The 21765-nt window shown below is 76.7% G+C and carries 10 protein-coding genes (1 of these 10 running past the window's edge); all 10 read right to left on the bottom strand.

Annotated features, from left to right (window positions below; all coding sequences use genetic code 11):
* Tightly spaced (each overlapping or abutting the next), the 10 genes in view from A8711_RS30725 to A8711_RS30680 form a layout consistent with a single transcriptional unit that may run on beyond the window.
* Window positions 1-1456, bottom strand: partial view of a non-ribosomal peptide synthetase/MFS transporter gene (locus A8711_RS30725; protein WP_069090122.1) — the 5' end (the start) only. Its footprint begins 3851 nt before the window's first position; the window shows 1456 of its 5307 coding nt (coding positions 1-1456); its start codon is at window positions 1454-1456; its stop codon lies off the left edge, out of view.
* The gene (locus tag A8711_RS30720) at window positions 1453-5802 is read right to left on the bottom strand and encodes an SDR family NAD(P)-dependent oxidoreductase (RefSeq protein WP_069090121.1); all 4350 of its coding nucleotides are present in this window, start codon (window positions 5800-5802) and stop codon (window positions 1453-1455) included. The genes A8711_RS30725 and A8711_RS30720 overlap by 4 nt, the downstream gene beginning before the upstream one ends.
* Window positions 5799-8114 carry a lantibiotic dehydratase gene (locus A8711_RS30715; RefSeq protein ID WP_069090120.1) on the bottom strand — a complete coding sequence of 772 codons (2316 nt, stop codon included), beginning with the start codon at window positions 8112-8114 and terminating at the stop codon, window positions 5799-5801. The genes A8711_RS30720 and A8711_RS30715 overlap by 4 nt, the downstream gene beginning before the upstream one ends.
* Window positions 8111-11620 (bottom strand): non-ribosomal peptide synthetase, encoded by a 3510-nt coding sequence (locus A8711_RS30710; RefSeq protein WP_069090119.1) that lies wholly within the window; start codon window positions 11618-11620, stop codon window positions 8111-8113. Before A8711_RS30710 ends, A8711_RS30715 begins: the two co-directional genes overlap by 4 nt.
* Complete coding sequence (locus A8711_RS30705; RefSeq protein WP_069090118.1) at window positions 11617-13269, bottom strand: polyketide synthase; 1653 nt, start codon at window positions 13267-13269, stop codon at window positions 11617-11619. The genes A8711_RS30710 and A8711_RS30705 overlap by 4 nt, the downstream gene beginning before the upstream one ends.
* On the bottom strand, window positions 13266-15629 hold the full coding sequence (locus A8711_RS30700; RefSeq protein WP_069090117.1) for a non-ribosomal peptide synthetase: 2364 nt from the start codon (window positions 15627-15629) through the stop codon (window positions 13266-13268). Before A8711_RS30700 ends, A8711_RS30705 begins: the two co-directional genes overlap by 4 nt.
* On the bottom strand, window positions 15626-16981 hold the full coding sequence (locus A8711_RS30695) for a DUF6002 family protein (RefSeq protein WP_069090116.1): 1356 nt from the start codon (window positions 16979-16981) through the stop codon (window positions 15626-15628). The genes A8711_RS30700 and A8711_RS30695 overlap by 4 nt, the downstream gene beginning before the upstream one ends.
* Window positions 16978-18129: a potassium transporter TrkA gene (locus A8711_RS30690; protein WP_069090115.1), complete on the bottom strand. Its 1152-nt coding sequence runs from the start codon at window positions 18127-18129 to the stop codon at window positions 16978-16980. The genes A8711_RS30695 and A8711_RS30690 overlap by 4 nt, the downstream gene beginning before the upstream one ends.
* Window positions 18110-20755, bottom strand: coding sequence for an amino acid adenylation domain-containing protein (locus A8711_RS30685; RefSeq protein WP_233607713.1), 2646 nt, complete (start codon window positions 20753-20755; stop codon window positions 18110-18112). Before A8711_RS30685 ends, A8711_RS30690 begins: the two co-directional genes overlap by 20 nt.
* Complete coding sequence (locus A8711_RS30680; protein ID WP_043330251.1) at window positions 20752-21765, bottom strand: class I SAM-dependent methyltransferase; 1014 nt, start codon at window positions 21763-21765, stop codon at window positions 20752-20754. The genes A8711_RS30685 and A8711_RS30680 overlap by 4 nt, the downstream gene beginning before the upstream one ends.

Here is a 21765-nt window from a genome sequence, read left to right as displayed (position 1 = left end):
CGTACGTCATCCGGGTGTCGCCGTCGACCAGCGCGACCGCGTCCGGCGTGCGCCGGGCCTGGGCGTCGAACAGCTCCGCCAGCGTGGTCCGGCGAACCGGGGCGGCGGTGGCGTTCCAGCCGGTCACGACCGCCGCGTGCTCGGTGTCCGGCATGACCGGCAGCGCGCTCACCCGGGTCCGGGGCGCCGCCACCGCGGCGGCGAACAGCAGCAGGTAGCGGTCCGCGAACGCCTCCATCGCGGCGCGCTCGAACAGCGCGGTGCGGTACTCCAGCCGCAGCTCGTCCCCGGCGATCTCCAGCGACAGGTCGTCCATGGCGCCGCCGAACGCCTCGCCCCGGCCGGTCGGCAGGTGGTGGAACGTGAGCTGGTAGAGCGGCGGCACACCGGGGTCGCGCCGTACCGCCAGCTCCTCGACGAGCTTCTGGAACGGCATGTCCTGGTGGTCCCAGGCGTCGAGCACGACCCGGCGGACCCGGCGCACGAGCGTCAGGAACGGTGGATCGCCAGACACGTCGACGCGCAGCACCAGCATGTTCATGAACATGCCGAGCAGCGGTTCCAGCTCGGCCCGGTCCCGGCCGGCCACCGGCATGCCGACCACCACGTCGTCGCTCCCGGACAGCCGGTGCAGCAGCGCCACGTAGGCGGCCAGCTGCACCATGAACGGGGTCGCGGCGGCCTGCTGGGACAGCTCGGGCAGCGCCGCCGTCACGTCGCCGGGCAGCGTGCGGCGGACGTCGGCGCCGTCGAACGTGAGCGTCGCCGGGCGCGGCCGGTCGGTGGTCAGCGCGTGCACTGCCGGCAGCCCGGTCAGCTTCTCCCGCCAGTGGTCGCGCAGCTCGTCCCAGCGGGGGCCGTCGAGGCGGTCGCGTTCCCAGGCCGCGTAGTCGGCGTACTGGATCGGCAGCTCGGGCAGGTCCGGCGCGCGGCCGGCGACGGCGGCGGCGCACAGCTCGGTCAGCTCGGCGCGCAGGTGGAGCAGGGACGTGCCGTCGAGGACGACGTGGTGCCCGGCGAACAGCAGCCACCAGGTGTCCGGGTCGAGCCGCAGCAGCCGGCCCCGCCACAGCGGGGCGGCGTCCATCGGCAGGTCGAGACCTGCGTACTCGGCGACGATCCGGGCGCGGGCGGCGTCCCGCTCCGGCTCGGGCAGCGCGGACAGGTCGGTGACCGGCAGCTCCACCGGGACCGTGGAGTGGATGTCCTGGTAGAGCCGCCCGTCGTGCAGGCGCAGCGTGGTGCGCATGGCCTCGTGCCGGTCGGTGACCGTCCGCAGCGCGGCGAGCGCCTGCTCCGGCCCGGCGCCCGCCGGCAGGGTGACCGCGTCGGTCATGGTGAACAGCGGCTGCCCGGGGCTGAGCTGGGCGGTGAACCAGACCCGCTCCTGGGCGTACGAGGCGGGAACGGTGTAGACGTCGTCCACAGGCGTGACGTCGTGGCGCGACTCGGTCATCCCGGCCGTCCCGGTCGGTGCAGACGCGGGATGGGCGCCTCGGCAGATGCGGAGGCGGACGGGGCGGCGCGCAGCGACTCGATCCGGGCGGCCATCGCCGCGACGGTGGGCGCGTCGAACAGCACCCGCATGGACAGCCGGGCGCCCACCGCCTGCCGGATCCGCAGCACCAGCTGCGCGGCCACGAGCGAGGTGCCGCCGAGCCGGAAGAAGTCGTCGTGCGGGCCGACCTCGGCCACGCCCAGCACGTCACGCCAGATCCGGGCGACGGTGTCCTGCAGGTCGCCGTCGGCGGCGGTCACCGTCGAGGCGGTGGCCGCCGTGGTCGCGGCGAGCCGCCGCTCGTGCCCGGCGACCGCCCCCACCGTGTAGGCGCCGATCGCCACCGAGCCGGTCCGCCCCTCGGCGAGGACCCGCAGCGCCGCCCGCACCGCCGCTTCCGGGGCCAGCCCGTCGTGGTCGGGTACGCCCTCCTCCCGCCACGCGCCCCAGGCCACCGACAGCACCGGCGACCGCCAGCCGTGCGGGCTGCGCGCGTACGCGTCGAGGAACGCGTTGGCGGCCGTGTCGTCGGCGCGGCCCAGGCCACCGGCGAGCGCGGTCACCGAGGAGCTGAGCAGCACGAAGTCGAGCGGCATGTCGCCGAAGACCGCACGCAGCGCCAGCGCGCCGGTGACCTTCGGCAGCAGTTCGGCTGTCGCCTCGGCCGGCCGCGACCCGGTGGACAGTCCGGTGTCGGGCAGCCGTGCGGCGTGCACGATGCCGTCGAGTCCGCCGAGGTCGTCCTCGATGTCGGCGCGTACCGCCCGCAGCGCGTCCACGTCTGTCACGTCGGCGCGCACGTGGCGGACCTGCGCCCCGGCCCGTTCCAGCGCCTCGACCAGGTCCGGCCGGGCGGTCCGGCCGACCAGCACCAGCCGCGCGCCCCGGCGGGCCAGTTCGGCGACGAACGCCCCGCCGATCCGGCCCGGTCCGCCGGTGATCAGGTAGCGCCCGCCGTCGCGCAGTGCCGGCCCGGTACGCCGGCGCGCCGGCGCGGCCGTGAACCCGCGTGTCCAGCGGCGCCCGCCCAGCCGCAGCGCGACCGCGTCGGCCCGCTCGGCGCCGAGCAGTTCGTCCGCCAGCGCGTCCGCGCCCGGGTCGGCCGGGTCGGCGTCGACCCAGTGGCAACGCAGTCCCTGACGTTCCAGCGGCACCGAGCGCACCACCCCGGCGACTGTGGCATGTTCCGGGCGCAGCAGGTCGGATCCGGTCACGTCGGCCGTCCCGGCGGTCACCACGTCCAGCGCCACGTCGGCGGCAGGCAACGCCTCCAGCAGCGTCAGCAGCGCGAGGTACCCGTGTTCCTGGGCCGCCGCCACGGCGTCGGCGTCCGGGCCGGCCGGGTCGCCGTCGAGCGCCCACGCGTGCACGATCCGGGCGGCCCGGCCGTCGTCGGCGCACTCGTCGAGCAGGCGCTGGTGGTCGGCGACGCTGGCCGGGCGCAGCCGGTAGCCGTCCGGGCGGACCGCGAAGGCCGGTCCGGGACGTACCACCGTGACGTCCACGCCACGCTCGCGCAGCCGGTCCGCGAGCGCCGTGCCGCGCTCCCCTGCGGCGAACAACAGCAGCGGGCCGGGCGCCTCGACGGGCGCGAGGTCGGGCAGTTGACCCCAGACCGGCACCTCGACCACGCCGTCGTCGTACCGCTCGTCGGTGGCCGGTCCGGCGGGCGCGGCCACCGGCTCCGGGTCGATCCAGTGCCGGGCGCGCTGGTACGGGTAGCCGGGCAGCGGCACCCGGCGCGGCGTGCCGGAGGCGGGCAGCCGCACCGGCACCCCGGCCGTCCACAGCCGGCCCGCCGCCTCGTACGCGGTCTGCCTGCCGGTCAGCCGCTCCCCCGGCGCGGGCAGCGTGCGCAGCGGCGCCCGGGCTCCCGCCGGCAGGCTCAGCCGGGCCAGACCGGCGAGCTGCCGGCCGGGGCCGCACTCCAGCAGCAGCCAGTCGTCGGCGGCGCCGGTCGCGGCGAGCGCGGCCACCGTGGCGCCGAACCGCACCGGCCGGCAGAGCTGGTCGGCCCAGTACGCCGGGTCGGTGATCTGCTCGTCGGTGAACGGCGCGGCGGTCGCGGCCGAGAACACCGGCAGGTCCGGCGCCCGGCGCGGCACCGCCGCCACGAGCGCCGCGAACTCGTCGCGCACCGCCGTCAGCAGCGGCACGTGCATCGCGTACGGCGACCGCAGCGGCGTGCAGCCGATGCCGCGTTCGCGCAGGAGGACCTCGGCGGCGGCGACCGGTTCCGGCGCGCCGCCCACCACGCAGGTGTGCGGGCCGTTGCTGATCGCCACCGCGACACCGTCGGGCAGCAGCGGCGCGATCTCGTCGGCGCCGCGCTGCACGGCGAGCATCCGGCCCTCCGGCGCGGCCTGCACGAGGCGGCCCCGGGCGGCGGCGAGCCGCAGCGCGTCCGGCAGGTCGAACACCCCGGCCACCGTGGCGGCGACCAGTTCGCCGACGGAGTGGCCGATCATCGCGGCGGGCGTGACGCCCCAGTGCCGCCACAGCGCCGCGAGCGCGTACTCGACGGCGAACAGCGCGGGCTGCGCCACCGCCGGTCCGGCCAGCCGCTCGTCCGCGCCCGGTCCGGCGTCGAAGATCATCTCGCCCGCGTCCCAGCCGAGGATCGCGGCGCACTCGTCCACGGCGGCGGCGAACACCGGCTCGGTAGCGGCCAGGTGCGCGCCCATGCCGGGGTGCTGCGCGCCCTGCCCGGGCAGGAGCAGGCCCACCCGGGGCGGCGTCGCGGCGTCCCCGGCGGCCCGGCGCTTCGGGTCGGTGAGCGCCGCCGCCGCCCGGGCCCGGTCGACAGCGACGACGGCGGCCCGGTGCCGGTACGCCGGCCGGCCCTCCCGCAACGTGTGGGCCACGTCGCGCAGCTCCACATCGGGCGCGCCGGTGAGCCGCTCGGCCAGCCGGGCACAAGCAGCGGCCAGCGCGTCGGGCGTCGCGGCGGACACCTGGAGCAGCTCGCCGCCGCCGTGATCCGGCTCCGGGGGTACGCGCGGCGGCGCCTCCTGGAGCACCAGGTGCGCGTTGGTGCCGCCGAGGCCGAGCGAGCTGACGCCGGCCCGCAGCGGCCGCTGGTCCTCGGGCTCCCACTTGGTCAGCGTGGACACCACGTAGAACGGGCTCGCCTCGATGTCGATGTCCGGGTGCGGCCGGTCGTGGTTGACGGTGGGCGGGATGAGCCGGTGCCGCATCGACAGCACGGTCTTGATCAGGCCGATCACGCCGCCGGCCGCGCTGAGGTGACCGATGTTGGCCTTCGTGGAGCCGACCCCGCACCAGCCGCGCTCGGCGGTGCGCCGGCCGTACGCCGTGCTCAGCGCCGCCAGCTCGATCGAGTCGCCGAGGACGGTGCCGGTGCCGTGCGCCTCGACGTACCCGACCGAACGCGGGGCGACGCCGGCCACCGCGAGCGCCTGCGTGACCACCTCCACCTGACCGGTGACGCTCGGCGCGGTGAAGCTCGCCTTGGCCGAGCCGTCGTTGTTCACCGCGTTGCCGATGACCAGCGCCCGGATGTCGTCGCCGTCGGCGAGCGCGTCGGAGAGCCGCTTGAGCACGACCACGCCGACGCCGCTGCCGTAGACGGTGCCGTCGGCGTCCGCGTCGAACGGGCGGCAGTGCCCGTCGGCGGAGGTGTAGCCCTCGTCGGCGACGTACCCGACGCCGTGCGGCAGTTCCACGCACACGCCGCCGGCCAGCGCCGTGTCGCACTCGCCGCTGCGCAGCGCCTCGGCAGCCAGGTGCACCGCGACGAGCGACGACGAGCAGGCGGTCTGCACCGTCATCGCCGGGCCGCGCAGGCCGAGCCGGAACGCGACGGTGCTGGCCAGGTAGTCCGGCTTGTTGCCGAGCGACACGCGCAGCTCACCGGCGTCCGCGAGCGCCCGCGGGTTCCGCCGGACGTTGAGCCACTGGTACAGGTCGGCGTTGCCGCCCGCGTACACGCCGATCTCGCCGTCGTAGCGGGCCGGGTCGCAGCCCGCGTCGGTGAGCGCGGCGTGCGCGTGCTCCAGGAACAGCCGCTGCTGCGGGTCGGTCAGCTCCGCGTCGCGGGGGCTCAGCCCGAACAGCTCCGCGTCGAACCGGTCCACGCCGTCGAGCACGGCGGCCACCGGCACGTACGCCGGGTCGTCGAGCTGCTCCGCCGGGACGCCCCGGGCCAGCAGCTCCGCGCGGGTGAACCGGGTGAGCGACTCGGCGCCGACGACCAGGTTGCGCCAGAACTCCTCCGCCGACGCCGCCCCCGGCACGCGCAGGCTGAGCCCGACGATCGCGATCGGCTCCACTGTCTCGTTCACGCCATGACCTCCGGCTCGGCCGAATCGCTGATGTGCAGGCGCAGTTCGCTGACGTAGCGGCGGCCCGCGCGGTCGGGCAGCCACGCCTGCCCGAGCGCGGGCAGCAGCTCCGACACGGTCACCGTCACGTCGTCGCCGCCGGACCGCCGGGCGGCGCGCAGCAGCAGGCAGAGCCGGTTGGCGTAGAGCGGGCTGGTCAGGTCCACGTAGGTGGGCTTGAGTTCGGTGGCCACCCGGACGAAGACCCGCTCCGGCAGGCCCAGCGCGGTCCGCCACCGGCGTACCGCGAGGTAGCGCCGCGCCTGGTCGACGGCGTCGGCCAGGCCGGTCGCCCCGACCGTGGTGCGCCAGGTCTCCCGCGCCAGCACCAGCCGGTCGACTGTCACCCGGGGGCTGTGCGGGCGGTCGGTCATCAGCTTGAACGCGTCACCGGCGTGCACCGCGATCAGGTCGGAGAACACCTCGACCAGCGGCCAGCGCGTGCCGTCCGGGCCGGTCGCCACCAGCACGCCGTCCACCTCGGACACGATCGCCGCGTTCGCCGGCACGAGCCGGTCGCGCGGCGCGCCGGGCGCGTCGGCGAACGCGAGCCGGTGGTCGTCCGGCCCGTGCAGGGACGCGGACAACCGCCCGCCGACGCGGGGGAAGTCGACCGGGTAGAGCGGGCGCAGCCGTCCCGGGCCCAGGTCGGCCGCGTACGCGCGCCGCAGCCGGTCCACGTCGGGGTGGCAGTGGGTGAACAGCTCGGCGTTGAACGTGGCGTACGCGGCGTGCAGCTCGCCGAGCACCGCCCCGACCTCGCCGGCGGCCAGCGCCTCGGGTGACTCGGCGAACAGTTGCAGGTCGGGGCTGTGCACCCGGCCCGCGCTCCAGCCGGGACGGCCGGCCGGGAACGCGTCGGCCACCAGGGGCGCCAGCTCGGCCGCGGCGAACTCCACCCGGGTCGTTCCCTCGGGCAGTCCGGCCAGTCCGAGCACCCGCTCCCAGCGGGCGGCGAACTCGGCCGCGACCCGGTCCACCGGCCGGTCACCGGGCCCGAACAGCGGCCCCTGCGCGACGAACCACAGGTCACCGAGCCGGACCGGCCCGTCGCCGCCGAGGTCGTCGTACAGGTCGCGCAGCGCGTCGCCGTACGCCGTGGCCAGTTCGGCGGTGAGCCAGCGCGCCGCCCGCAGCGGCAGGTCCAGCGCCGGGGCCAGGGAGTCGAGCAGGCCGCCGCCGACGGTGAGGTCCACGTCGCGTGCGGTCTCCTCGTGGCACAGCGCCCGCCCGGCGTAGTTCTGCCCGGCCCGGCGGCGCGGCGGCAACCCGGTGAGCGCGGTGAACTCGGCGTCCAGCGCGGACAGCGCGGCGGTGAGGGCGGCCGGGTCACCGGCGGCGTCGGCGACCCGGGTGCGGGCGGCGGCCAGCCGGTCCAGCCCGGCCAGCGCCCGCGCGCGGCACTCCCGGTCACCGATCGCGGCGATCCGCTCCCGCAGGTGCTCCTGCGCGGCGAAGCCCTGCGGCAGGTCGAAGTCCCAGCGCAGCAGCCCTCGCTCGACGAGCTGCGCGAGCAGCAGGAACCCCTCTGCGGCGCGGCGCACACCGGTCTGCCCGTCGCGCACCAGGTCGTCGACGACGTCCCGGGCCGGGCGGGTGCCGTCGCACCGGCACAGCGCGATCGACTCGCTCAGCGACACCGGTTCCGGGCGCTGGGCCGGCCGGTGCACGACCCGGTCCGCCAGGTGGACGTGCGGCGCCCGGACCGGGGCCAGCCACTGCCGGACCTGCGGGTCGGCGGCCAGCCGGTCCGCGTACGCGGCGAGCGCCCAGTGTTCGAGGTGGACGGCGCGGCGGCGGAGCAGTCCGGGGCCGGGCGCGGCGGTGACGCCGGGCGCACCAGGTGCCACGGTGCCCCAGCACACCGGCCCGAAGAAGCCGATGGTCTCGCACTTGGCGACGTAGCGCTGCCAGTACCCGGCGACGACGTTCTCCCGGCCCCGGCGGCGCACGTTGCGGGGCGCGTCCGGGCCGTCGCGGAGCAGCCCGTCCAGCGCCACCAGCGCCTCCGGGTTCTGCCAGGCGACGGCCTCGCGGAACAGCGGGTCGGCGGCGATCCCGCACAGCGCCGCCGACGACGCCCGGACGGCGGTGGCGTACGCGGCGCTGAAAGCCGTCTCGTCCAGCTCGCCGGACAGATGCCGGTCGGCCGCGTCGGCGCAGTCCGGCGCGGCGAACCGGTCCAGTCCGTCGGCGGGGAACCCGGCGCTGCGCAGCAGCACGTCCCGCCACACCGACCAGCCGGTGTCGCCGAGGGGGACCAGGTACGTCACCGTGGCTCCTCCTCCACCACCGGGCGGCGCTGGACCCGCTGGCGGCGTAGCGCGCCCCGGCGCGCCGCGCGTTCCACCGCCTCGTCCTCGGCGTCCTCGCCGGACGAGGGCGCACCGAGGCTGTCCAGGTGCGCGGCGAGCGCGCGGACGGTCGGGTGGTGGAACAGGTCCACGACCCGCAAATTCGTGCCGAGCAGCCGGTTGAGCTGCCGTTGCACGACCGCGACCGCGAGCGAGCCGCCGCCGACGTCGAAGAAGCTGTCCGTCGCGGCCACCTCCGGTACGCCGAGCACGTCGCACCAGACCGAGGCGATCCGCCGCTCGGTGGCGGTGGCCGGGCGGGCGGCGGGCACCCCGGCGCGGCCTCCGGCCCGGTTCACCCGGGCGGCCCGGGGCACGTCGTCGGCCGTTCCGGCCGGGACGGCGGTCCAGGCGGGCAGCTCGGCCACCGGCCGCTCCGGGTCGGCGACGCCGGCCCGCAGCAACCGCTCGACGTCGGCGAGCACGTCGGTGATCAGGGCCTCGCCGTAGACGTCCGGGTTGAAGACGATCTCCACGCGCAGCCGCCCGTCCCGGGTGATGCCGTAGAGCGTGAGGTCGAACGGTGAGCCGGGTGCGGGCACCGGCACCGGCTCGGCGGACAGGCCGGCCAGGTCCAGCCGGGGCTCGTCGAACGTGTACATGTTGAACAGCACCTGCACCAGCGGGCTGCGGTCGAGCAGGCCGCCCAGCCCGAGGCCGCCGACGATGCGTTCGACAGGCGCCTCCGGGTGGGCGAGCGCGGCGAGCAGTTCCTCCCAGGCGGCGCGGACGTGCGCGGCGAAGCCGGCCCCGGGCGTCCGGCGCAGCCGCAGCGGTGCGATCTCGATGAAGAAGCCGACCATCGCCTCGAAGTCGGCGGCCCGCCGGTCCACCGTGGGGGTGCCGACCACCAGGTCGGGCAGGCCGGTACGCCGGGCCAGCACCAGCGCGAACGCGGCGAGCACGGCGGCCGCCGGCGTCGCGCCGAGCCCGGCGGCGAGGTCGGTGAGCGCGGCAGTGGCGGCCCGGTCCAGCCGGGTACGCACCGTCGCGCTGGTGTACGTCTGTTCGGCCGGCCGGTCCCGTCCACCGGGGAGCCGCAGCACGACCGGCGCCCCGGTCAGGTGGTCCAGCCACCAGTCGAGGTCGGCGGCGGCGCGGCGCCGGGCACGGTCGGCGCGCCAGGCCACGTAGTCGCCGTACGTGGCGGGCAGCGGCGGCAGCGGCGGCCCGTCCCCGAGCGCGGCCCGGTACGCGGCGGCCAGGTCGGCGTAGAACAGCGACTGCGACCAGCCGTCGAACACGGCGTGGTGGGCGTAGACGGCCAGCACGTGCTCGCCGTCGCCGGTGCGGATCAGCTCGGCCCGCCACAGCGTGTCGGTGCCCAGCGCGAACGGTGTGGCGGCGCTCGCCGCGAGGTGGCCGGCGAGGTCGGTGCCCGGGGCGAGGTCGCGTACCGGCAGCGGCACCGGTGTGGACGGGTCGGCGACCGCGTACGGCACGCCGTCGCGCTCCGGGATGCGCCAGCGCAGGATCTGCTGCCGGTCCGCGACGGCGGTGAGCGCCGTGGCGAGCGCCGCCACGTCGAGCGGGCCGGTGATCCGTTCGGCGAACGCGACGTTGTACGCCGACGCGGCGGCCGGGAAGTAGCGGTCGAGGAACCACAGCCGCTGCTGCGCCGGGGACAGCGCCGGTGGCCGTCCCCGGACGACCGGGGCCGGGCCGGTTCCGGCGGCGGCGTCGGCGCGGGCGGCGATGCCGCGTGGCGTCCGCCCGACCAGCACGTCCTCGATGGCGAGGTCGCGGCCCAGCCGCTCGCGCAGGTCGGCGACCAGCCGCATCGCGGTGATGGAGTGCCCGCCCTGGTGGAAGAAGTCGTCGTCGCGGCCGACCGCGGGCACGTCCAGCAGCGCCGCCCACGCCTGCGCGACGAGGCGTTCGGTGTCGGTGGCGGGCGGCTCGCCGGACGGCACGGGGGCCGGTCCGGCCAGGTCGAGCGCGGCCAGCCGCTCGGTGTCGATCTTGCCGTTGATGGTGATCGGCAGCGCGGGCATGGTGTGCATCCGGGCCGGTACGGCGGCGGGCGGCAGCAGCCGGGCGCAGTAGTCACGCAGCTCGGCGGCGTCCAGGCCGGTCGCCACGTACGCGACGAGTTCCTGACCGCCGGCGCCGGCGCGGACCTGGACGCTGGCCAGGTCGACGTCCGGGTGGCGGCGCAGCACCGCCTCGACCTCGCCCAGTTCGATCCGCTGCCCGCGGATCTTCACCTGCCGGTCGGCCCGGCCGAGGAACTCCAGGCTCCCGTCCGGCAGCCACCGGGCCAGGTCACCGGTGCGGTAGAGCCGCTCCCCGGGCTTGCCGGAGAACGGGTCCGGGAGGAACCGTTCCGCCGTGCGGGCGGCGTCGAAGAGGTATCCGCGGCCGAGCCCGGGCCCACCGGCGAGCACCTCGCCGATCTCCCCCGGGCCGACCTCGCGCAGCTCGTCGTCGACCAGGTGGATGCGGTGGTTGGCGGCGGGCCGGCCGATCGGGATGGGCCGGGTCCAGTCGCCGCTGCCCTCGAACCAGGTCACCAGCACCGTCGCCTCGGTCGGGCCGTACACGCTGACGAAGCGGCGCCCGCCGGCGGTCCAGCGGCCGACCTGTTCCGGGCCGGTGGCCTCGCCGCCGGTGACGACCAGCCGCACGCCGGGCAGCCGGACCGGGTCCAGCAGCGGCAGGATCGGCGGCGGCAGCACCACCACGTCGACCGCCTGCTCGGCACAGATCCGGTAGAGCCGGGTCGGGTCGGCCCGCTCGGCGTCACCGGCGAGCACGACGGTGCCCCCGGCGGCGAGCGGGGCGAGCATGTCGACCACCGACGCGTCGAACCCGATCGAGGCGAACGCCAGGCACCGGGTCGCCGTGTCGAACCCGGAGAACTCCGCGATCGAGGTGACCTTCTCGGTCAGCGCCCGGTGCTCGATCACCGCGCCCTTCGGCTGCCCGGTCGACCCGGACGTGAACATCGCGTACGCGGTGGTGCCGAGCGTCGCCGGGGTCGGCTGCCAGGGCGCGGTGCCGGTGGGGACGTCCAGCACGGTGCGTCCGGTGAACGCCTCGGCGGCGGGCGTTCCCACGACGACGCGCAGCCGGGCCTCGGCGGCCAGCTCGCGCAACCGCCCGGGCGGCAGCGCCGGGTCGAGCGGGACGTACCCGGCGCCGGCCGCCTGCACGCCGAGCAGCGCGACCACCAGGTCCGGGCGACGGTCCACGCAGACGCCGACGAGGTCGTCCGCGCCGATGCCGTGGGCGCGCAGCGACGCGGCCAGCGCGGCGGCCCGGCCGACCAGGCCGGCGTAGCTGAGCGTCAGGTCGCCCTGCACCACGGCCGGGGCGCCGGGACGCCGCCGGGCGTGCGCCGCGACCAGGTCGGGCAGGCACACCTGCGGGTAGGGCAGCTCGGGACCGACCTGCTGGTCGCGCTGATCGTCGCGGACGGTCATCGTCGGGCCTCGATCCAGTGTCGGGTCCGCCGGAACGGGTAGCCGGGCAGCGGCACCCGCCGGCCCGGCGGGACGGCCGGCTCGTCACCGGCGCGCCAGGCGCGGACTGCGGCGTCGTCGTCGGAGGCCGGGTCGCCCGCCGCGAGCGCGGTCAGCCGGCGCACCGCCTCCCCCGCGTCGGCGCAGGCGACCGCGTCCCGGTATGCCAGCCGCCGCCGTCCCACCGCGAGCGTGTGCGCCACGTCGGCCACCGCCAGGTCGCCGTCGGCCAGCCGGAGGGCCAGCCGCCGGGCCAGTTCCCGCAGCGCCGCCGGGCTGCCCGCGGACAGTCCCAGCACCACCGGGCCGGGTGCCCCGGCGTCCGGCGCGTCCGTCGCGGGCGCCGGCTCGACCAGCACGTGCGCATTGGTGCCGCCGAGACCGAACGAGCTGACGCCCGCGCGCCGCTCCCCCGTCCACGACCGGGTCTCCGCGCCGACTTCGGCACCCGCTGCGGCCAGGTCGACGTCGTCGTGCGCGCCGGTGAAGTGCGCGGTACCCGGCACCTGCCCGGTGCGGACCGCGTACACGGCCTTGATCAGGGAGATCACGCCCGCCGCGGCGTCCAGGTTGCCGAGGTTGCCCTTCACCGAGCCGAGCAGCAGTGGGCCGCGGGCGCCCCGGCGTACCCGGGCCAGCGCGTCCACCTCGATCGCGTCGCCCACCGGGGTGCCGGTGCCGTGCCCCTCCAGGTAGCCCACGTCGGCCGCGTCCCAGCCGACCGACGCCAACGTCTCCGCCAGCACCGCCGCCTGCCCGGACACACCCGGCACGGTGAAGCCGGGCCGGGCGGCGCCGTCGTTGTTCACCGCCCACCCGGCGAGCACCGCGTACACGTGGTCGCCGTCGGCGCGGGCGTCGGCGAGCCGCTTCAGCACCACCGCCCCGGCGCCGTTGCCGAACACCTGCCCGGTGGCGGCGGCGTCGTACGGGCGGCACACCCCGTCGGTGGCCAGCAGCCCGCCCGGCCGCAGCCGGTAACCGGCCTGCCGCGTCGAGACCACCGCCGCGCCGCCCGCTATCGCCACGTCGCAGCGGTAGTCCAGCAGGCTCTGCCCGGCCTGGCACACCGCGACGAGCGAGGTCGAGCAGGCGGTCTGGACCGCCACGGCCGGGCCGGACAGCCCCAGCGCGAACGCGGTGCGCGTCGGCAGGTAGTCGCAGCCGGAGCCGGTCAGCGCGTCGTCCCAGTCCTCGGCGAGCGTGCCGGCCGCCGGGGCCAGCGCGGGGTTGCCGAGCAGGTGGTGGTGCAGGTAGCGGCTGGGCGCGCATCCGGCGAACACGCCGATCTGGGCCGGGTCGCGGTCCGGGTCGATCGCGGCGTCCTCCAGGGCGTGCCAGGCGACCTCCAGGAACAGCCGGTGCTGCGGGTCGAGCAGCGCCGCCGCCGCGGCGGGATAGCCGAACAGGTCCGCGTCGAAGCCCTCCAGGTCGTCGAGCCGGCCGAACGCCGACACCCAGTCCGGTCCGCCCGGCGCGCCCTCCCCGGCCGGGACCCGGCGCACCGAGTCCACCCCGGACAGCAGGTTGCGCCACAGCGCCGGTGCGTCGTCCGCGCCGGGCACCCGGCAGGCCAGGCCCACCACCGCGATCCGGTCGTCCTCGCTCACGCCCGTCCCTCCCCGCCGCCGGCGGCCCGCGCGGCGGCACGGCGGGCCATCCGGCGTCCGACCGCGGTCAGCCGGCCGTCCTCCGGTACGCCCGCGGCGTCCCCGGCCGTCTCCAGGTACGCGGCCAGCGCCGCCACCGTCGGGAACTCCACCAGCCGGGCCAGCGGCACCCGGCGGCCGAGGTGTTCCTCCAGGTACCCCTGCACCAGGGCGAGCTGGAGCGAGTGCCCGCCCGCCTCGAAGAAGTTCACCAGGCGGCCCACAGTGGTCAGTCCGAGCACCGTGCGCCAGCCCGCCGCGATGGTCTGCTCGACCGGCCCGGCCGGCGGTCCCCCGGCATCCGGGCGGTCGGCGGCCGGCTGCCCCGCGTGCGGCCCTTCGGCGGCCGGGTGGCCGGCGTCCGGGTCGGGCAGGGCGGCCTGGTCGAGCTTGCCGGTCGGGCCGATCGGCAGCTCCGGCACCGCCACCACCGCCCGGGGCACCATGAAGTCCGGCAGCACACCGGCCAGCCGTTCCCGCAGCGCTCCCGGCTCGACGACCGTACCGGCGGCGCCGACCACGTACGCGACGATCTCCTGCTCGCCCGCGCCGGACGCACCGCGTCGCGCCACCACCGCCGCGTGGGCCACGCCGGGCAGCGCCGCCAGGCACGCCTCGATCTCGCCCAGCTCCACCCGGTAGCCGCGGATCTTCACCATCCGGTCGCCGCGGCCCAGGTAGACGAGCGTGCCGTCGGGCAGCCGCCGCGCGATGTCACCGGTCCGGTACGCGCGCACCCCGTCGTGCTCGGTGAACCGGTCCGCGGTCAGCTCCGGCAGGCCCAGGTAGCCGAGCGCGACGTGCGGGGTCCGCACGACCACCTCCCCGGTGAGGCAGGCGGGGCGTCCGGCCGGGTCGGTGAGCACCACCTCGACGCCCGGCAGCGGGTGCCCGATCGGCACGACTGCCCGCCCCGGGTCGGCGTCCGGCGGCAGGTGGTGCTGCGCGGCGAAGCTGATCTCGGTGGTGCCGTACCCGTTGACGAACACCACGCCCGGCGCGAACGACCGCCGGGCCAGCGTCACGTCGTGCCGGGTGACCTCCTCGCCGCCGAGGACGACAGCACGGACCGACGGCAGCCGCCCATGCTCGCCGAGGCTCGCCATCACGTACCGGAAGACGGTCGGGGTGGAGTGGTAGACGGTGACGCCCCGGCCGGCGAGCGCACCGGTGAGGTGGCCGAGGCCGTGCGTGCGGACGTCGACCGGGACGGCGGCAGCGCCGGACAGCAGCGCGCCGAACGTGTCGGTGACCGCCATGTCGTAGCCGAACGAGGTGAGCACGCTCGTGCGGTCGTCCGGCCGGACGGCGAAGTTGCGCACGTGGTTGCGGACGCCGAACAGCACGTTGCGGTGGCTCTGCACCACGCCCTTCGGCTTCCCGGTGGACCCCGAGGTGTAGAGCACGTACGCCGGGTCGTCCGGGCGCGCGGGCCCGGCCGGCACCGGCACGCCGGCCTCGCCCCGGCGCAACGACACGACCGGCAGCTCCAGCCCGGCGGCGGCAGCGAGCGTGGCGGCGCGCTCTGCGTGGCCGGGGTCCGCGACGATCGCCCGGACGCCTGCGTCGCGCAGCATCGCGGCCAGCCGGGCCGCCGGGTACGCCGGGTCCAGCGGCACGTACGGCGCCCCCGACGCCAGCGCCGCCAGGATGCCGGTGATCGTGGCGACGCCGTGGCGGCACAGCACCGCCACCGGCGCCGTGACGTCACCCGGCCCGGCCAGCGCTTCGGCGGTCGCGGCGACTGCCGCGCCGAGTTCCCGGTAGGTCACCGTCGCGTCGTCGGCGAGCACCGCCGGCCTGTCCGGGTACGCCCGCACCGCCGCGGCGAACGCGGCCGGGATGGTGTCGCCGCGGACCCGCTCGGCCTCGGTGCCGTCGCCACCGTGCAGCCGCCACAGGTCCGGCGCCGGTCGCCGCTCGTAGCGGGCCGACGGCAGCAACCCCGCCGACGAGGCGGCCGGGTCCAGCGTGGACAGGACGTCGGCCAGGTCGGCGCGGAGGTCGTCGGCGTACGCGGCGGGCAGCCCGGAGACGGTGACGCCGGCCAGGTCGGGGCTCACCTCGACGGTGGCGTCGACCGGGTGGTCCGGCGGCGCCGGGCACAGCGACCGGCACAACTCCCGGATCGGCGCGTCGGCGGTCAGGTCGAGCGTCACCGGGTCGTCGCCGTGCCGCAGCGTCACCGCGGGGGCTCCGGTGTACCGGCGTACCACCAGGGCGGTGGCGGTGAGGACGACGGCGGCCGGGTCGACGCCCGCGGCGCGCGCCCCGGCGGCGAGCCGCGGCGGCAGGCCGAGCGGCTGCGGAGACGGGCTCACCGCTGGTCCAGGACGGCGGCGACCACGTCGGCGAGCGTGGACACCTCGGCGTCGGCCTCGGCGATCCGGAAGTCGTCGCAGTAGCTGCCGGTGCCGTGCACCACGATCTCGTACCCGGCCGGCACCAGGCCCCGGTCGACGGCGTTGCAGACGCCGGTAAGCGCCATCAGGATCGACCACTCCCGCAGCCGGGCCGGGTCCTCGGGCAGCGTCAGACCGGCGTCGGGGAGCCACTGCCGGGCGACCGGATAGCGCCGCACGCACTCGCGCCGCGACACCACGATGCCGTCGCCGCCGTGCCGTCCGATGAGCGCGTTCATGGCCGGGGAGGTCACCGGGCGATGGGTGTAGAACGTCGGGTCGAGCACCTCGGCCGGGTCGTCGGTGACGGCCGGGAAGCGCAGGTCGGCGTCCTGCGTCCAGACGCCCCGGCTCTCGTCGAGCGTGTACGCCGGGCAGTGGTCCCGCTCGAACGAGCCGTGGCGCAGGCTGAGCACCATGTCCGGCGTGCCGAGGTGCTGCACGAGCAGGAAACCGGGCCGGTCGGCCGGGTCGGCGTCGCCGGCCGCTTCCAGCACGTCGCGGCCCAGGTTGTAGCCGAGCAGGCCGAACGCGCTGGACACGGCGTGCGCGTGCCAGCGGGAACCGGCGGCGGGCGACACGTCGGCTTCGAAGGCGGCCCGGGCGGCGTCGGCGACCAGGTAGTTGCGCAGATCGAGCGTGTACCAGAGGGTGACGCCGCGCTTGTCGTACGCGGTGGCCGCGTACTCGTCGACGAACGCGCGGCCGAGCGCCTTCACGCCCTCCGGGTCCGCGCCGGTGTACCGCAGCAGCGGGTTGACCGCACGGGTCGCGGGATCGTCGGCGAGCGCGTCGTGGCGGAACTTGTGCCGGGTCGCCGCCGGGGCCAGCACCACGATGGACAGCTGCTCCGGGGTCACCAGCCCGGCCGCGTACGCGCGGGCCACCGAGTCGCGCAGCGCGACGCCCTTGTTGCCGGAGGTCGGGGTGACGATGCACAGCCGCTCGCCGGTACGCCGGATGTGCTCCACCGCGCGGGCGACGATCACCATCGAGGCGAACGTCTTCGTGGTCCGGGTGCCCGGGTTGGCGGTCAGGTCGAGCATCGTCAGGTCGTGCCCGCCGTAGTGGCCCAGCGGGGACCAGCTGACCGTGGCGGCGGCGTAGAACTCGCGTACCTGCGGGGTCAGCTCGGGCAGGTCGAAGCCGGGCGCGAAGCCGGGCGTGCCGGGCGCGTCGCCGGGGACCGCGCCGCATCGGCGCACCGCCGACGCGATGACGTCGTAGTAGTCGGTGATCATGTTGCGGGTGGCCGGGGTGGTCACGGTCATCGGGCTTCCTCCAACACACTCCGGGCCGGCGCCGGCGGCACCGTTCGCAGATGGTCACGCAGGGCGGTGAACCGGCAGGCGATCTCGGGCAGCTCGCTCGCGTGCCAGCCGCCGGCCAGGTCCGGCCGGTACGCCGCCAGTGCCGCTCGGGCGCGCTCCGGGTAGCGGACGTGGCCGCCGCCGACCTCGACGCCGTCGCGGCGTCCGGCGGCGGTGTTCCAGGCGACCGCCTGCGCCACCGGCAGCTCGGCCGGCAGCCGCAGCTCGGTCCGGCCGCCGGTGAGCCGGACCGGATAGCCGCCCGGCAGTCCCAGTGGCCCGGGCAGGCTCGCCGTCACCTCGTCGCCGGTGGCGAGCGCCGCCACCAGGGCGGCCCCGGCGTGCCCGGCGAGCGCGTTCAGCTCCGGCCGGGGCAGCGCGCGGTAGCCGGCGAGCAGCCCGGTGACGTCCGGGACGGGCCGGCCGTCCAGCCAGGCGCGTACCTCGGCGGTGTCCTCGTCGTCCGGGCCGGGCGCGGCGAGGTGGGCGTGGTGGCCGAGCACCGCCAGGCGGCGCTGGCCGGGACGGCCGAGCGCGGCGTCCAGGCACGCGGCGAGCGTCGCCACGTTGCCGATGCCGCAGCGCACCGGCAGGTCCCGTGCGGCGAGCAGCGGGTTGACCGCGTCCGGGAACGCGCCGTTGACGAGCGTCGCGCCGGGCGCGCCGCCGGCCAGCGCGGCGGCCAGCCGGGACACCAGCTCGGCCTGCAATGCCAGCGTCACGCCGAAGCCGGCCGCGGCGATCAGGTCCGTCCAGGCCGACGGCGCCGCCGCCCGCTCGTACGGCGACTGCGCGGACGCGGCGCAGACCAGCACGTCGGGCCGGAGCCGGGCCATCGAGGCGGCGTCGGCGGCGTACCCCTCCCCCGGGTCGGCGCCGGGTTCGGCGGTGAACGGCCGGGCGGTGACGGCGACGGGGGTTCCGGCGACTGTGGCGCGCACCCGCGCGGCGCGGGCGAGCGCGAGCGCCGCGTCCGGGTCGCGGGCCAGGACCGTCACGCGCAGCGGCGCCGGGGTGGGCGTCGCGGCCAGGGCGTGGCACAGCGAGCGGGCCAGCCGGCCGGCGCCCACCACGACGACGTGCCGCGCGTCAGCGGACCGGGCTGACATCGCGTCCCGCCTCCGTGACCCGGTCGACCCAGTCGGCGAACGACCCGGCGCGCAGGCAGCTCGCCGGGGACACCTCCAGCCCGGCCATCTCCCGTACCCGCAGCGCAATCCGCAGCGCGGTCAGCGAGTGCCCGCCGAGCGCGACGAACGTGTCGTCGTCGTGCACCGCGTCGACGCCGAGCGTGGCCCGCCACGCCTCGCGCAGCCGGTCGGTGAGGGCGCCGTCGCCGGGTTCCGCAGCAGGCCCGGTGGGCCGGGGCGGTGGTGGTGGCAGCTCCAGCCGGGCGACCTTGCCGTTGGGCAGGCGGGGCAGCCGGTCGACCAGGACGATCTGGTCCGGGCGCATCGCGGGCGGCAGCGCCGAGGCCAGGTAGCCCTGGAGCAGCCCGGTGGTCAGCAGGTGGTCGGCGGGCTCGTCCCGGGGCGTCGCCGCGGGCGGCGGGTCCTGCGGCCGTACGGCGTAGACGTAGCTGACGTCGGCGTCCGCGCCGACGTTCCAGTCGCCGATGTCGTTGACCTCGAACCCGGCCGCGCACAGCATCTCGCGCACCAGCGGGGTGGTCACGCTGCTGCGCTCGACCTCCAGGCAGACCTGGCGGATGCGGGGCCAGTGCTCGGGGCGCAGCCCGCGCAGCACGCTCAGCTCGGCGCCCTCGGTGTTGATCTTCAGCAGGTCGACGCGGTCCAGCCCGAAGCGGTCCAGCAGGTCCGACAGCGTCACCGTCGGCACCACGTGCGCCACCGGGGCGAGGCGGCGGCGGGCGTCCGCGAGTAGCGCCGCCTGTTCGGTCTCGTCGGCGTCGCCGCCACCGTTGCGGTAGTGCGACCGGACCAGGTCGGAGGCGACGCCGGCCCGGTCGGCGCCGAGGCCGGACAGGTAGCTCAGCTCGGGGAACGAGGTCAGCTCGGCGGTGCCCGCCGCGTCGGTCACGGCGGCCTCGACGACCGACGCCGACCCGGCGTAGAGGCCGAGGTTGGCGCGCAGGTACGGCAGGGTGTCCGGGTTCGGTTCGACCGCCACCAGTCGCACGTCGCGCGCCTGCCGGGACGCCCAGAGCGAGAACAGCCCGATGTTGGCGCCGACGTCGACGACCACGGCGCCGTCGCCGACGCGGACGCCGAAGCGGGCGTACTCGGCCTGGTCGAAGATCTGCCGGTAGAGGAAGACCGCCTCGTCCGGCGACGCCGCGGTGACCGCCATGCCGTTCGGCAGCGGGAAGCGCGGCAGCCCGCCGACCGCCGGGGCCTGCCGGGGCTGCGGCACCACGTACCCGACCAGGCGGGGGCCGTCGTCGGTGTCCGGGACCGTCACCACCACCGCGTCGTGCACGGCGGGATGCTCGCGCAGCACGGCGGCCACCTCGCCCGGCTCCACCCGGACCCCCCGGATCTTGACCTGGTCGTCGGCCCGGCCGCGGAACTCCAGGAAGCCCTGCGGCGCGATCCGCACCAGGTCGCCGGTGCGGTAGAGCCGCGCGCCCGGCCGCGCCGGGTCGGCGCGGAAACGTTCCGCCGTCCGCTCGTCGTCGCGCAGGTAGCCCAGCCCGACCGCGACCCCGCCGATCCACAGCTCGCCGGTCCCGCCCTCGGGCACCGGGCGCAGATCGTCGTCGAGCACGTGGGCGGTGACGCCGTCGATGATCCGGCCGATCGGGGCGATGCTGCCCGGGTACGGCTCGGCGCAGTCCCAGTAGGACACGTTGATCGACGTCTCGCTCGGGCCGTACCCGTTGAACAGCCCGCACGGCAGCACCTCGCGCAACCGCCGGACCAGCCGCATGTCCAGCGCCTCGCCGCCGCACAGCACCCGCCGCAGCGTGAGGCAGCCGGCGAACTCCGGCTCGTCGAGCACGTGCCGCAACATGGTCGGTACGAAGTGCGCGGTGGTGACCGCCTCCCGCTGGATCAGCCGGACCAGCCCGAGGCTGTCGAACTGCAGGCCCGGCCCGGCGACGACCACGGTGCCGCCCGCGATCAGCGGGGAGAGGATCTCGTGCACCGACGCGTCGAATCCGATCGACGCCTTGTGCAGCACCCGGTCGTCGGCGCCGAAGCCGAACCACTCGTGACCCCAGGCCAGCCGGTTGACCAGCCCGGCGTGGTGCAGCACCACGCCCTTCGGCCGGCCGGTGGAGCCGGAGGTGAACAGCACCAGCGCGGCGTGCTCACCCGGCGGCAGCCAGCCGGTGCGATCGGTCAGGTCGGCCGTCGACCCGGCCCGCGCGGTACGCACGTCCCGCCAGCCGGTGGACGCGGGCGCGGCGACGGCGGGCGGACGGTCGGCGTACAGGACGAGCCGGGGCGCGGCCGCCGCGAGCATCTGCTCGGCCCGGCCGGAGGGCAGCTCGGGGTCGACCGGCACCGCCACCGCGCCCACCGCGAGCGTCGCCAGCAGCGACGTCACGTAGTCGGCGGACCGGTGCAGGTAGAGACCCACCAGGTCACCCGGCCGCACGCGGGCGCGGCGCAGCAGCTCGGCCGTCGCGCCGACCCGCTCCCACAGCGCGGTGTAGCTCAGCTCGCCGTCCGGGCCGACGATCGCGGGCCGGTCGCCGCCGGCGCCGGCGGGCCGGTGCACCAGGTCGATCAGGTAGCGCGGGCCGGTCAGGTGGCTCGGGCCGGTCACGGCGCTACCTGCGTCCTCGTCGCGACCGCGACGATCGCCATCCGGGGCACCTCGGCCACGAACTGCCCGTCGGCCCGGTAGACCAGCGGACGGGCCGGCAGGTCGTCGCGGCCGATCCCGGCCAGGTAACGGGTGTGGTCGAAGTGGCGGGTCAGCAGCTGCCACACCTCGTCGTCGGTGAGCGTCGCGAAGTAGTCGCGCACGCCGTACATGTCGCCGACGTAGTCGCGCATGCCCGCGGACGCGGACTCGGCGCTGTCGGCGCGCACGATCAGCGGGTCGTACAGGTCGAGGACGCGTACCGGCAGCCCGGCCGCGGTGAACAGGCCGGTCAGCTCGGCGCGGCTGAAGTGCCGGTAGTCGTGGCCGCCGGCGGCGTGCGGGTGCACCACTTCGCCGAAGAACCCGGCCATCGGGCTGGACTCGTCGAAGTCGTGCAGCACGATCCGGCCGCCAGGTCGGACCACCCGGGCCGCCTCCGCGACCGCCTGCGGCCGCCGGGCCGCCGGGATGTGGTGCGTGCCGTACGCCAGCAGCACCGCGTCCACGCCGGCGTCGCGCAGGAACAGGAAGTGCGCGGCCTGGCGGACGGCGGGCAGGCCGTGGGCGAGCGCCTTGTCGACCATGTGGCCGGACAGGTCGCCGGTGATGAATGCGAGTTTGGACTCGAAGCAGGCCGACTGGCTGCCCGCAGCGCGGGCCACCGTGCCGTCGCCGCCGAGCACGTCGAGGATCAGCGTGACCGGAGCGGCTGCGTCCGGCGTGGCGAGGTCCAGCAGCCGCCGCATACCGGTCCAGCGGACGAGCGTGTCCCGCTGAGCCCGGCGATAGGAATCGCCCCGGCCGGTGGAGTCGGTGTCGAACTCGCTGACCGTGCCGGCCAGTTCCGCGAGGGCCGCGTCCGCGCCGGGACGGCCGAAGTCGAGCAGCTCGCGCAGTTGCGGGTGGAGGGTCGCCACGGTGTGCAGGTAATCGCGTAGGACCAGGGACGGAAGGTACGGCCGGCTCAT

Origin of the sequence: Micromonospora sp. II (assembly GCF_001709195.1) — a bacterium.
Lineage (GTDB): Bacteria > Actinomycetota > Actinomycetes > Mycobacteriales > Micromonosporaceae > Micromonospora > Micromonospora chalcea.
The sequence above is the reverse complement of the archived record's forward strand: the minus strand, read 5'-3'. Positions and strand labels throughout refer to the sequence as shown.

Coding starts and splice junctions, on each gene's coding strand:
- A8711_RS30710 (WP_069090119.1), bottom strand. CDS start 11,620: ATGACCGTCCGCGACGATCAGCGCGACCAGCAGGTCGGTCCCGAGCTG.
- A8711_RS30695 (WP_069090116.1), bottom strand. CDS start 16,981: ATGACCGTGACCACCCCGGCCACCCGCAACATGATCACCGACTACTAC.
- A8711_RS30690 (WP_069090115.1), bottom strand. CDS start 18,129: ATGTCAGCCCGGTCCGCTGACGCGCGGCACGTCGTCGTGGTGGGCGCC.
- A8711_RS30680 (WP_043330251.1), bottom strand. CDS start 21,765: ATGAGCCGGCCGTACCTTCCGTCCCTGGTCCTACGCGATTACCTGCAC.